At 51.2% G+C, this 13,203-nt stretch carries 10 protein-coding genes; 4 read left to right on the top strand and 6 right to left on the bottom strand.

Going from position 1 to position 13,203, the window contains the following annotated elements:
• Nucleotides 1-28 precede the first annotated feature (28 nt).
• The 3 genes from C469_RS03530 to C469_RS03520 form a co-directional block, all read right to left on the bottom strand.
• A complete protein-coding gene (locus C469_RS03530; RefSeq protein WP_008003919.1) occupies nucleotides 29-1,207 on the bottom strand; it encodes a tubulin/FtsZ family protein in 1,179 nt (392 codons plus the stop codon).
• Between the two features lie 159 nt (nucleotides 1,208-1,366).
• Nucleotides 1,367-2,032: a hypothetical protein gene (locus C469_RS03525; protein ID WP_008003918.1), complete on the bottom strand. Its 666-nt coding sequence runs from the start codon at nucleotides 2,030-2,032 to the stop codon at nucleotides 1,367-1,369.
• Nucleotides 2,033-2,099: 67 nt separating this feature from the next.
• A complete protein-coding gene (locus tag C469_RS03520; protein ID WP_049910990.1) occupies nucleotides 2,100-3,200 on the bottom strand; it encodes a DUF4330 domain-containing protein in 1,101 nt (366 codons plus the stop codon).
• A gap of 236 nt (nucleotides 3,201-3,436) precedes the next feature.
• Here C469_RS03520 and C469_RS03515 point away from each other — a divergent pair, with 236 nt between their 5' ends.
• The 3 genes from C469_RS03515 to C469_RS16250 all read left to right on the top strand — a co-directional run bounded on the left by C469_RS03515 (nucleotide 3,437) and on the right by C469_RS16250 (nucleotide 8,048).
• Nucleotides 3,437-5,242 (top strand): ABC transporter ATP-binding protein, encoded by a 1,806-nt coding sequence (locus C469_RS03515; protein WP_049910989.1) that lies wholly within the window; start codon nucleotides 3,437-3,439, stop codon nucleotides 5,240-5,242.
• 102 nt (nucleotides 5,243-5,344) lie between these two features.
• Entirely contained in the window at nucleotides 5,345-6,982 is a 1,638-nt protein-coding gene (locus C469_RS16255; RefSeq protein ID WP_008003915.1) for a cytidylyltransferase domain-containing protein, read from the top strand.
• Entirely contained in the window at nucleotides 6,972-8,048 is a 1,077-nt protein-coding gene (locus C469_RS16250) for an N-acetylneuraminate synthase family protein (RefSeq protein ID WP_008003914.1), read from the top strand. The genes C469_RS16255 and C469_RS16250 overlap by 11 nt, the downstream gene beginning before the upstream one ends.
• Nucleotides 8,049-8,203: 155 nt before the next feature.
• Here the strand turns inward: C469_RS16250 and C469_RS16245 are convergent, their stop codons facing one another.
• The 3 genes from C469_RS16245 to C469_RS16235 all read right to left on the bottom strand — a co-directional run bounded on the left by C469_RS16245 (nucleotide 8,204) and on the right by C469_RS16235 (nucleotide 11,577).
• Nucleotides 8,204-9,457 carry a glycosyltransferase family 61 protein gene (locus C469_RS16245; protein WP_082230109.1) on the bottom strand — a complete coding sequence of 418 codons (1,254 nt, stop codon included), beginning with the start codon at nucleotides 9,455-9,457 and terminating at the stop codon, nucleotides 8,204-8,206.
• Between the two features lie 20 nt (nucleotides 9,458-9,477).
• Nucleotides 9,478-10,407, bottom strand: coding sequence for a UDP-glucuronic acid decarboxylase family protein (locus C469_RS16240; protein ID WP_008003913.1), 930 nt, complete (start codon nucleotides 10,405-10,407; stop codon nucleotides 9,478-9,480).
• 114 nt (nucleotides 10,408-10,521) lie between these two features.
• Complete coding sequence (locus tag C469_RS16235; RefSeq protein WP_008003911.1) at nucleotides 10,522-11,577, bottom strand: polysaccharide pyruvyl transferase family protein; 1,056 nt, start codon at nucleotides 11,575-11,577, stop codon at nucleotides 10,522-10,524.
• A 189-nt stretch (nucleotides 11,578-11,766) separates the two neighbouring features.
• Between C469_RS16235 and C469_RS17450 the strand changes: the two genes are divergently transcribed.
• Nucleotides 11,767-13,173, top strand: a complete 1,407-nt coding sequence (locus C469_RS17450; RefSeq protein WP_082230104.1) for a hypothetical protein — start codon at nucleotides 11,767-11,769, stop codon at nucleotides 13,171-13,173.
• The last annotated feature ends 30 nt before the right edge of the window (nucleotides 13,174-13,203 follow it).

The following is a 13,203-nucleotide window of genomic DNA, read 5'->3' as shown; positions in this document are numbered from 1 at the left end:
ATCGTCGCCGCCGATCGCGTGTATTTCTCTAAAATAGCGATTCCAAGTCGTTGTCCTCACCGAGCAGATTCCGTCGCTTGTCGTCGCTTTCGCCTTCGATCTCGTCTCTGTTCTGTTGGGCTTCGATCGCGACCTGCTGGAGCTCTTTGACACGGGGCACGTTCGTGACGCCGGCGAGCAAGACGACCGTGGCGACGACCCCACTCCCGTTCCGTGGGTAGTCTCCGCCTCGAACTTCCATCGATCCGGTCTGTTCTTCGAGCCACTTGCGACTGCGCTCGATTCCCTTCCGATTGAGGAGCGGCCCGGCGCCGGCGACCACGAGCAGCGCACGTTCGGTCCCCTCCACCTCACAGGGGAGGGTGAGTCGCCCCAGCGTCGCCTTCCGGACGAGGCTCGTGATCCGATTCGTGGTGTCCGTGCTGTCGAACGCATCAGCGTCGTTTCCGCCGCCCGAGAGCCGCGAGAAAAGGCCCTTTCGTTTTGGCTCGTCGACGGCGGATTCCGCGTAGCCGAGCGTCGAGATCCCACCGCCGGAGAGCGTGTTGATGATCTCCGAGGAGTCGACGACGCTTTCGGCGACGTCGTTACCGGCCTGTATCTCGCCGGCGCTGAACAACAACCCGAACTGCTGGACGATCTGCTCGTTTATCGCGTCGAACCCCTCCGTGACGGACTCGGACGTTTGCCGCCAGGCGTCGTTGTCGAACACTAAGAGATTGTCTACCTCTCGGACGAACGTCTGCAGCGATCGAGCCGCATTGAGCGTGTAGATCCCGCCCTCGTCGCTTCCGGGGAGGATCCCGAGGCCGTAGACGGGTTCCGTGTAGATGCGTTTGAGGTACTTGGCGATCACCGGTGCGCCGCCGGACCCCGTGCCGCCGCCGAGCCCGGCCACGACGAGAAACGCGTCAACCTCGTGAGAGGGTACCATATCGAGCGCGCCCTGTATCTCTCCGAGATCGCGTTCGATGACCTCGGCGCCGAGTTCGTTGTCGGCACCGACTCCGTGACCTTTGACTTCGGCTTGCCCGACGAGGATCCGTCGATCCTCGGGGATGTGAGTCAGACCGCGCAGGTCGGCCTTCGCGGTGTTGACGGCGACCGCGCCGCGGACGATCTCCGCGCCGTGTTTTTTGTCGTATTCGATGAACTTGTCAACGACTTTCCCGCCCGCTTGACCGACGCCGATGAGTGCGAGTTTCATAGGAGGGTCCTTTCCGAGGTTGTTTAATTTGAGATACCATAAAGCCGGCTCTGCTGAGAGGGTCTCGCGAGTGTGAATTTCTCTTCGCGCGGGGCGTACAGATCGTGGCCGTAGAGCGGTTGACCGTAGAGCGGTGGCGCTCTCGCAGGTCTCTCTAGATCACTCCGTTTGGGTCGGCTGTGAGTCTGCTGTATCGTCTTCGTTAGTCTGAGAGGACTCACTTGACGAAGATGGGGTGGCGTCTTCTCGTGGATCTGTCTCGTCACCGGCTGCGGTTTCTGGTGGCTCCGGCGGCTCCAATGCGGCGATCGTGAGTGCGACCGGTCGCGTCTCTCGTAGTGTGGCCCAATCACGGTCGTCTTGCATCGCGATGAGCCCTCCGACGGCGAGGCCCACTCCGACAGCGAGCTGCGTCGTCGAGACACCACCGAGGAGTCCGCTGCCGGCGACGACGAGGCCGATCATCACGGCCAGGAGTCCGGCCACGCGAAGCGGCGCGGCACGCGTTGCGGTGACGCCACGCCGGGCGAGAGCGACGACACGGGAGTCCTCGGCCGCATCGATGAGTCGATCGACGACCCAGTCGAGCACGCGCAGGAACGGGCCGACGGTCCAGGTCTCTCGAAGGTCGATCACGATGACCTCCGGATCGGGTTCGGCGGTGAGCCACTGATACAGTGCCGAGTTGCGCACCCACGACGCACCGCGCGTACTGACGGCGTGCAGTGCCGACACGAGCCGGGAGCCCGCCAGCGCGGCCGGCTCATCCGTCTCTGAGGGCGCTGGCGTGCCACGTTCGGACTCGTCGGGCGAGTGCGTGCTCACCTCGGAGACACCTCTGTTAGAGCACCTTTGGCGAACAGGTTCTGTGGAGCGCGACCACGCGCGGCCATCAGGCGACGCTCACCACCTCGGCTTCGATGACCCGCGTCCCGAGATCGAGCGTGATGGTGGTGCCACCGCGGAGCGGTTCGCCTTTGAACTGGACGCCGGTCGGCGTGTCCCGGACCTGAATGTCGGCGGTGATCGTCACGTCCCGGTTGATCGGGTGATCGACGACGTTGACGCTGCCGTCCTCACCGGTCGCGATGATGAGCGAGGGCTCGGTGTCGACGGTGGTGACCTCCGCAACGGGGTCGCCTGTCGGGCCTTCAGTCATGCCCGGCTCGATCGCCTCGGCAGTGTCCTCACGGACTTCGGTCATCCGGAGTGTGACCTCTCGCGTCGACGTTCCCCCGAGTTGGAGGTCGCCGTTCACGCGTTCGATCTGCCCGTCGATCGTGTACTTGTCGGCCGGGAGCGTGATCGGCTGCCCGCGTTGGAGCGGGACGCCACCAAAGCGAGCCTGGTCATTCTCGTTATGGGCCGACACGTTCGTCTCGACGAGGACGCTCGTCCGGTCGGTGTTGTTCGTGGCGTAGGTCACGACGTCTTCGACGGTCGCGACCGTGCGGCCGGCAAGCCGTATCTCGTCGCCCGGTGTGACTGCTGTGGCGGTCTCCGCGTCGAGCGTATCTCGGACGATCACCTGTTGGATGTCGCCCGCGAGTGCGTCGTCGTCTCCAGTGTCGCGGATCTGCCCGCTCACCTCATACTGCGACGTCTCGATGGCGAGTGTCCGGCCCAGTCGTGGCGGGGCGTCTGCGTACGAGATCGCGTCGCCGTTGGCCTCACCTTGGAGCTCGACGCGGAGAGTGACGCCGATACCGTCGTCGCGTGGGGTGAGGTGGACATCCGTAATCGTGATCGAGGAGGTGTCATCGGGCGAAAATGTGTCGCCTTCGTTGATCGCGTCGACGATATACGCGGGTTGGGTACCCATATCGAGGGTCGCGTACGTCGTGTCGGTCTCTGGTTCGGGTTCGGGCGCTGGCTCGTCGGCGAACACGAACGCCGCACCGGCGACGCCGACCGCAAGCACCACGAGCACAACAAGTGCGTCAACAACGTTGACGGTCCCAAAGAGATTGCCGTCATCATCGATTACGTCCATAGGGGACCACCCGAAAGTCGCATTATTGTGAGAAAATCGTGCCTGTGTGAAAAGCGTATTTGTTCGACAGAAACCTACGGTGTTTCCTCACTGAACCAATTAGCAGTCGACGACGTCAGTACACGGAAAGTGGGTGATAAACCCCCGCCGTCTGTGTTCACGAGCCAGCACAGCACATCCGATTCAGACCGACGGCATTATTCGGATCGCTGCTGGAATACGAGTAACGCAACTCAATGTCATCGCCAGATTCAGAACCGGTTTCCAGACGGGCGAAACTTGATGCCCTCCGTGACGTTGCGAAGTATAATCCGACGTACACTGCAGCCGTCGTCGTGCTTGGAATCGTCGCAGCGGTGCTCGAGGGTGTCGGTCTGAGTTTCATTCTGCCAATCGTTGAACTCGTCCAGCTCCAGGACCCCGCTGCAGAGGCCGAAGGGCTGTTGGCGGTGTTCGTTACGGCCTACCAAGCGATCGGGATCCCATTCACACTGGGATACGTCGTGATCGGTGTATCTGGCGTAATGGTCGCACGGTATACAACCACTTTCGCTGTTGCGTGGTTCCGCGAGGCACTCCGGACCTACTACATTAGAGATCTCCAGACCCGGGCGTTTCGAAACGCGTTGAACGCCCGCGTGGAGTATTTCGATAGAGAGGGTTCCGACGACATTTTGAACGCGATCGTCACGCAGACGAACTACGCCAGCCGGGTAATTCAATACTCAATCCAGTTTACCCAAGAAGCATTCCTTGCCGGCGTGTACTTCGCCGTCGCGCTGGTGATCGCGCCATTCCTGACGATCATCACGGGCATCGTCCTCGGAGGCTTCTCGGTCTTCTTCCGCCGGGTTATCGATTCTGGGTACGATGTCGGCGAGAAGGTGGCCGAGGCGAACGAGATGAGACAAGAAGCCGCGCAAGCCGGAACACAGGGAATTCGCGACGTCCGGATCTTCGGACTCGCTGACGAGCTATTCGAGGACTTTACTGAGGCGATCGAACAGTTCACTCGTTCGCGTATCGTTCTTCGGCGTAACGAGGCTGCGATCGACAACTTCTATAACCTCGTCGTCGCGGTGTCGGTGTTCGTTCTCATCTACCTTGCACTAACGTTTGCGAACCTCTCGGTCGGTGAACTCGGGGTTTTCCTCTTCGCGATGTTCCGACTCGGACCGAAGGCGAGCAGAGTGAACACGCTGTACTACAAAGTCGAGAACAACCTCCCGCACCTCGTCCGAACTATCCAGTTCACAGACGATCTGGCGACGTACAACGAACCGACCGGCTCGAGTCGGGAAGCCCCTGAAGAAATCCGAGAGGTCGAGTTCGACGACGTTCACTTCTCGTACGACGACGAGGAAGAGGTGCTTCGCGGGATCGACTTTACCGTCGAGAAGGGCGAGTTCGTCGGCTTCGTCGGACAGTCGGGGGCGGGGAAATCGACGATCGTCTCGCTCCTCGCTCGACTGTATCCTGTCGATTCCGGCGAGATCAGAGCGAACGGGATCCCGATCGACGAGATGGACATCGCGGAGTGGCGCGACCGTCTCTCGATGGTCAGACAGGACCCGTTCATCTTCAACGATACGCTGCGGTATAATTTGACGCTCGGGAATCGAGAAGTCTCGGGGGGAGAACTCGATCGTGTGTGTTCGATCGCGAAGGTCGACGAGTTCATCGACGAGCTTCCGAACGGGTACGACTCGTTGTTGGGTGATGATGGAGTTCGATTGTCCGGTGGGCAACAACAGCGCGTTGCGCTCGCGCGGGCACTGCTCGAGGACGCTGACGTGTTGATCCTCGACGAGGCAACGAGCGACCTCGACTCCAATCTGGAAAAGCAGGTCCAGCGATCGATCGAGGAAATGGACCGAGACTACGCGATCGTTACCATCGCACATCGTCTGTCGACGGTGAAGAATGCGGACCGGATTTACACGATCGAGGAGGGTCGAGTCACGGAGACGGGACGACACGACGAACTCGTGGCGGAAGGCGGGAAGTACGCGGAGCTGTACGGAATTCAGGCGAGCCAATAGGTTTGCAGGGTAGCAACTCTGTGTTCGTTAATTCGACATCGATTCCAACTGATATTCAAACAAGAACTGTTTTACTCGCCGGGTAAGGAGAGACCGACAGTGATGGCAGAGAACGTGGTATCCGTTATCCCCGCGAGGAAGGGATCCAAGGGGATCCCACGGAAAAATATCAGAGAACTCAATGGTAAACCTCTGATTGCACACGCGATAGAGGCCAGCAAAAACACCTCTGAAATAGATCACACCGTTCTTACGACGGATAGCGACGAAATCGCCCAGATCGGACGAGAGTACGGTGCTGATGAAATTATTCACCGACCCAAAGAACTCGCCACAGATGAGGTTCCTCTTGCTCCTGTAATCCAGCATGCGTATGCCGAATCTGAGGGGAACTTCGAATATGTACTCTGTTTCCAACCGACGGTTCCACTAATTACACATACATCAGTGGAAGAAGGGATCCAGCAAGGATTACAAACTGATTCAGATAGCGTAATTTACATTCGAGACAGCACTCATCAGTATTGGAAAAAAACAAACGGCGAGTATAATTCAGTTTCTGCGGATAGGAAGAACCGTCAGATGATGGAACCGATCTACGAAGAGATCGGCGTGTTTCTCTCACACAGATCGATCGTAGAAGACGGCCGACGAATCTGTGATTCTCCGTCTTTCTACGAAGTGGATCGGAGAGAGGGAATCGACATTGACACGTACGAGGATTGGAAAATTGCAGAGAGTGTTCTGCAACGGAAGCAGCTCGTATACCGATTAATTGGGAACGGTAATACAGGTACTGGTCACGTATACCGAGGAATCACACTCGCAGATCACATCTTTGAGCATGATGTTCTCTTCGCCGTTGAAAAAAAAGACGAGCTTGCCATTGATAAACTCGCAGAAAGCAATTATGCATATCGCGTGTTCGAGGGCGAACAGGCCATACTGGAATATATCAGAACAGATGTTCCAGACGTCGTTGTCAATGACGTTCTGGACACAAGCGTAGAGTATATGCAATCGCTCGCAGAATTGGACTCTCGGATCGTGAACTTCGAGGACCTCGGTGTCGGTTCCAAGTACGCAGATGCGATCATTAACGCTCTATACGAACATTCAACACCACCGGAAAACCACTATTTCGGATCTGAGTACTTTTGTCTCAGAAGCGAGTTCCGGTACGCTACCCCGTTGGAAGAGATCCCGTCCGTCGAAAGAATCATGATCTCTTTCGGTGGAACCGACGAAAATGACCTGACCGCGAAAGCTCTTCGTGCACTTTCTGCTCTTAACGAAGAATACGAAATTGATGTGGTGCTCGGGTTAGGATATACCGAAAGGGATCATCTCGATACGATAATCGAAAAGTTCTCATCACCTGGCCGCATCTCGGTTAGTCAGAATATTAACTCCATGGCGAAACACATGGAACAGGCGGACCTTCTCATCACATCTAATGGGAGGACGCTCTATGAGGCCGCTTCGCTGAATCTGCCGATGATATCAATCGCACAAAATGCTCGAGAGCAAAAACACCCATTCGCCCACATCTCGCGGGGTGTCCTTTCGCTCGGCCACGCAAACTACGTATCCGAAGAGAACCTACAGGCAGCGGTAGAAGACTACTGTTCTAATCGAGAACAACGAGAGATGATGAGAAACGAACTCTCCACACACGACATTGCAAATGGTATCGAACGCATCAAAAAAATCATGTTCGAGGAAGCCAATGAAAATTAACGGTACAACTATTGATGACCCGAAAGACCCCTATCTGATCGCAGAAATCGGGGTCAATCATTTTGATATCGCAGAGAAGCACGAGATACCTCCGCTTGACGCCGCAAAAAAGATGGTTACAGAAGCTGCGGAGGCGGGTGTGGACGCCGTGAAGTTCCAATCGTACTCTGCGGATCGCCTCGCATCAAAACAGTCACCCGCATACTGGGACACTGAAGAGGAGAGTACCGAGACACAGTACGAACTGTTTGAGCAGTATGATGACTTCGGGAGAGACGAATTCGAGGAGATCGCTAGATGGACACATGAGAATCACGATATCGATTTCCTTTCGACACCATTTGATTTCGAGGCCGTAGATTATCTTGAGGATCTCGTGCCTGCGTACAAGATTGCCAGTGCAGACATCACGAATCATCCACTTATTCGTCATATCGCTCAAAAAGAGAAGCCCATCCTGTTATCAACAGGCGCGAGCACGATCGGTGAAATTGATGATGCGGTGCAGGTGATCGAAGAGGAAACCCCTGACCCAGAGCTAGCTTTGCTTCATTGTATTCTCCAATATCCAACAGACCCTGAGAACGCAAATCTGGGAATGATCCACCATCTCGATCAGGTGTATCCAGAGTATACAGCCGGATATTCAGATCATGTGCCACCGGACGAGAATATGAATACCCTTCTAAATTCAATATTTCATGGTGCACAAGTTATTGAAAAGCACTTCACACTTGATAAATCATTGAAAGGAAATGATCACTACCACGCGATGGACGAGAGAGATACACAAATATTTTGTGAAAACTTGCGCATTTTAAACACAACTACAGGTATTTTTAGAAAAAAACCAATCAATGTAGAACATGACAGTCGCAAACATGCCCGTAGAAGTCTTGTGGCAGCTAAGAAACTTGATGAGGGTGAAAAAATCACTCGTGAGGACATCTCCATTAAGCGGCCTGGAACAGGTATCTCTCCAGAAATGATTGAGATCCTTATTGGACGCTCTACACAATCGAAGGTTAGGAAAGACGAAATAATAACTTGGGACAAAGTATTATAATAATAATAATGCCAAGACAATATTATAAGACTGATTACACAATTAGGGTTGTACTGAGTAGTTTAACCAAATAAGGTGGTTGGATTATAAACACTCTCAGGTGGAGGATCTGTTTACCAGAAATGGCAACAACAGCTCTTAGAGACTAACCAAGACTACCGTATCTGTTTTGTTAGAATATTGTCTAATAACTTTTCAACCCTATTAGTTGGAACATATATATTATTATCATCGACTTGACAGCGTATGTTATAATAATCAGACCCGATCTCGTTCGCTAGCATTACAAAGAATTTCCCTTGTGGTAGCTCTTCTCCATACAGTTCAACAACTGTTGTTGATGATGTTGAATATATTAGATTTCCAAATCCAGCCCCATGAGGACCTATAACAATTTCTGCATTGGAAAATAGTTCGATTTGATCTCTAACAGACAATTCAGATAATCTGTATTTTTGAAACCCGAAGTTGTTCAAAATAGCGTTTAATTCTTGATCATTTATTACCTCCCTACCATTTTTAGAATCTTCTCGAGAGATATATATTCTTTTATTTTTGATATTAGACTTTGTTGACAAATTGTTTAACATCTTTTTTCTCACCCATTCTAAATCTGATGGTGCTATTCCAAACTCATGATGCCGTGAACGAAATGTATGATCTGGTACTATGAGTCGGTCAATTTGCTCAATATCTTCGTTCCATGTTTGATAAGATTTGAATCCGAGAATGCTAAGCGACTCTTTGACATATTGTGGAGCTGATGAAAGGAGTAATAATTCAACCTCATCATTGGAGACTTCGGGACACGAATCTACGCCGCGAAGACGTGCTAAATACTCCACTGTCCAGTGATAATAATTATTTGAATTAGTATTCATCATAGAAAGTGAATAATCATATTCTGAATTTCGAATGTCAATGTGTTTGCTAACTATTGCATTATAAATAATGTTGTAGGTTCTAATAACACCCATATCACTTATCATTCGTTGTAAAATTGAATTGAGCATATATTGGCTGTTTGCAACAGTGTCCCAGATTAATTCACCTTCTGAGGAGAAACCGAGACCATATCTTCCGACAAGTCGGACTTGATTCAAGAAATACAAGTGTCGCGGATCAGATCTCCAATCACCTATCGCTGATTGAATGTCAGGGTGAGAACTCTGTCCATTTGTTGTTACATTAATTTTCTCACTAGTCGCATACAAATACTTATTTTCACATTTTTCATCTGCGGTTGTTGTCTTACCGCTAGCTTTCAATATGAAAACTAAAAATCGGGAAAATATCTCGTGTTTTTTATTTTTAAAAAAGATTGAAACTTCACTAACCCCACTATCGACTAATGACCGTAGCCCGTTCAATTGATACTCTTTCAAGATCCTCTTAATTATATCATACATTATAATATGTCAGCAATTATTTATTTATATGAGTCGATTGTAGTCTTGAGACCATTTTCAAGTGAGATGTTTGGTTCCCACCCCAATTCTTTTTGAATTCGTGTAATATTTGGCTTTCGTCTCTCTGGGTCGTCTTCAGGCAGAGGTTTATATACAATACTACTATTGGTATTGACAATGTCTAATATTTTTTTCGCCAATGTCTTTATTGTTATCTCATTCTCATTACCAAGGTTGTACACTCGATGATCTAATTCAGACTGCTCCATTACTTGTGTCAAACCATGTATTAAATCATCAACATAACAAAAACTTCGAGTTTGTGAACCATCCCCATAAACAGTCAAGTCATTACCAGATAATGCCTGATCAATAAATGTTGGGACAACACGTCCATCATCCGGGCGCATTTTAGGACCGTATGTATTAAATATCCTAACTGTTCGGACATCAACATTATGCTTTCGGTAATATGCCTCCGTTAGAGTTTCTCCAAACCGTTTAGATTCGTCGTAACAACCTCTAACTCCACGAATATTCACATTCCCATTATATGATTCTGTTTGTGGGTGCACTTCAGGATCTCCGTATACTTCACTTGTGCTGGCAAAAACCATCTTTGCATCACAGGCTAGAGCGTGGTCCAGCATATTTCGTGTGCCTTGTGTGTTTACAAGTGCAATCTCAACGGGATATTCTGTAAAGTCAGCTGGTGAAGCTTGTGAAGCTAGGTGATATATTTCATCCACAGTAGGTAATGAATCTGGTAGACGAACATTTCTATTTAACAATTTGAAATTATTATGATCAGTATATTCACTGATGTTCTCTTTTTGTCCACTACTAAAATTATCAATTCCGATTACCTCTCTTCCACTCTGCAAAAGTTCATCGACAAGATGACTACCAAGAAACCCACCGCATCCTGTAACCATAGTGCGTTTTGCCATGTGTCAATTCTATATTAAGGCCTCATACAGTAGAGGTTTGTGGAATAGAGTACCTCTATTTATATTTTTATGACCGCTATTTGAATTGTACAGATATGTGGTACAGCAAAAAAATCACGGAAGAGTATCGATCAGTCTCATCATATTTTCATGTGTATTATCAATAGCTTCAGAAACACTATCGAATCTAGTAAATCCATCTGTAACGTCCTGCTGGACATTATTGAGTAGCTCCTCAATAGGCTCTTTATAATTGTCACGTCCAAACGCAACTACATCGCTTGGAGCTGAAAGCGATTCAGATACACCGGTACCGCGACCATCTACTTGGAACAGATAACTTGGATGGCGCATCGCAAGGAAATAAATATGGCCGTGAACCCGATATCCAATGTGAATATCAACATCTCTGTACAGCTCTAATTTTTCAGGTTCGTATGCCGGATTGAGTATTGTATACCCATGTTTGCTGGCAACTCGCTTGAACCGTTTGAGATGAAGAGAGCGTATAAAGGGCGTATGATCGTCGTAGGTTATTCCTCGATGGAACGAGCAGTACAGATCAGCATCTGGGTACTCTTCACTCACCCGTCGAAGGAGATGGCGGAATTGCTTGCGGTAGTACCGTGAACGCGGAACTGCAGTAGAGATCGCAATACTCCCGACTGTGGACGGTTTCTCAAACGACTTTCCAAGCGAACCAAGGTCATACCATGCGGGACACCCAACTAATTCGACGTTCGATATCCCGTGTTTCTGCAGTACACGTTTCGTTGGGAGATCTCGAACTCCAGAAAACTCGATCCGTTCGTGAATACGTTCTATGAGAGAGAGTGACTCATCTGTGAATCGGAATTCGTCTTCGTCTGTCCCCTTCCATCCCGGACCAAGAGGGAAGACGGGAATCCCCGCGTCCAATACGTCTGGTAGTGAAGGGTAAATATCCGCAAAGTCCCCTGACCCATACGCTGGCCCTCCAGCGATTATGACGGCATCTGTTTCTCGAACCTGAGAGAGTTGTTCTTCGGAAATATTCTTTCGAACCATATCCAGTTCGAGTAACTCATTTTCGTCGATATCAGTATACTCGAATAGCAGCTGTTTGGCTCGATTACGAATCAGGTAATCGCCGGCGTTCTTTTTTGCCCCGTGAAACAAGGTATACTTCATCTATGACCCCATGTGTGAGGACTCTACAAAGGAATTTCGAAGAATCAACTAGATCTGATTCACAAGCTACTCAGTCAAGAGAAGATTACCCGAACAGCAGACAACTCCCACACGTGAATCTAATACCTATATTGATCGTATTTTCAAAATACATATACATATCTGGTTCAGATTGAACCCAAACCAGCAATGTTGACAGACCCAGAGGAATACAAATCATTCGAAAGTGAGCTAGATCTGTTTTCAATTCACGTCGATCATCTACCCATCTGGGAACGAATACGCTTCAAAGTCGCCCGAGAGATTGCTAGTCAGCAGGGACAAGGACAACCTCACACGCAGCGCGAAGACGGACTGAAGGACTACCTCCGCGGCTTCTCACTGTGGCTGAAGAACGCTGTCCACAGAAACCCGTATCTCGCCGGCGAACACGACTATCTCTTTGCCGGCCATCCACGACGAAAGCTCGAAGAAGACGGCTATTGGTGGGACATCTACTGCGACCCGATCCACGAGAAGGAGGAACTCGATTACGTCCACATGGAGATGCCGCATCTCCTATCGCATCGGAGCCCTGCAAAGACCAACAACCTCCGGTATCTCGAGCTCGTAGAGTACGGGGGAACCATCCAACGGCAGATCGGCCTGCGCCAGCCTTCGATCCCCGACGAGGTGATTTCTCGGCTCCGGGAAGCCGAAGCGGAGATCGAACGGCGGTTTGACGCTGACATCGATCTCGTTTCCAAAGTGAGGCATAATCTTCACGTCCGCAACACGAACCTCCCGCTGTACGAGCGACTGCTGGATAGAGTAGATCCGGAAGTCGCGATCGTCGTCGTCTCCTACGGAAGAGAGACGTTTATCGAGGCGTGTAAGCGGAAGGAGATCCCGGTCGTTGAGCTGCAACACGGCGTGATCTACGATACTCACTTCGGTTACGCGTATCCCGAAGACGAGACCAAAGTCATGTTTCCGGACTACGTACTGACTTGGGGTGAGTTCTGGAATGAGAACCTCAGATTTCCGATCCCAGACGAACGCGTTATCTCCGTCGGCTATCCGTACCTGGAAGACCGACTCAACCAGTACGACGACGTCGAACCCGCCAAACAGCTCCTCTTCATCTCCCAGGGGACGATCGGACGCGAGCTCTCACAGTTCGCTCTCAAGGTACACGAGGACGACCGGATCGAGCACGAAGTCGTCTACAAGCTTCACCCTGGGGAGTACGATCGATGGGAAGACGAATACCCTTGGCTCGCGGAATCGGACATGCGGGTGATCGACGAGTCCGAACCACCGCTCTATCGGCTCTTCGCGGAGTCGAGCGCGCAGGTCGGGGTCGGATCGACCGCCGTCTACGAGGGGCTCTGCTTCGATCTAGAGACGTTCGTGTTCGAGGCGGACGGCGCGGACGTGCTCCAGCCGCTCGTAGAAGACGGAGCAGCGTCGATGATCGAAGACGTGGACGACCTTGCCGGACAGATGGGCTCGGTCGACACGAGTCAGTTCGACCGCGAGAGGTTCTTCAAGTCAGATTCGGTGGCAAATATTCTAGAAGAGTTGGAGCGGATCCATGACGAACACCGCAAGTGAAGTGGTAAATGTCGTGATCCTCGGAACACA

Origin of the sequence: Halorubrum lipolyticum DSM 21995 (assembly GCF_000337375.1) — an archaeon.
GTDB classification, from domain to species: domain Archaea; phylum Halobacteriota; class Halobacteria; order Halobacteriales; family Haloferacaceae; genus Halorubrum; species Halorubrum lipolyticum.
Note: the sequence above shows the minus strand (reverse complement) of the source record. Positions and strands in the feature narration are given on the sequence as shown.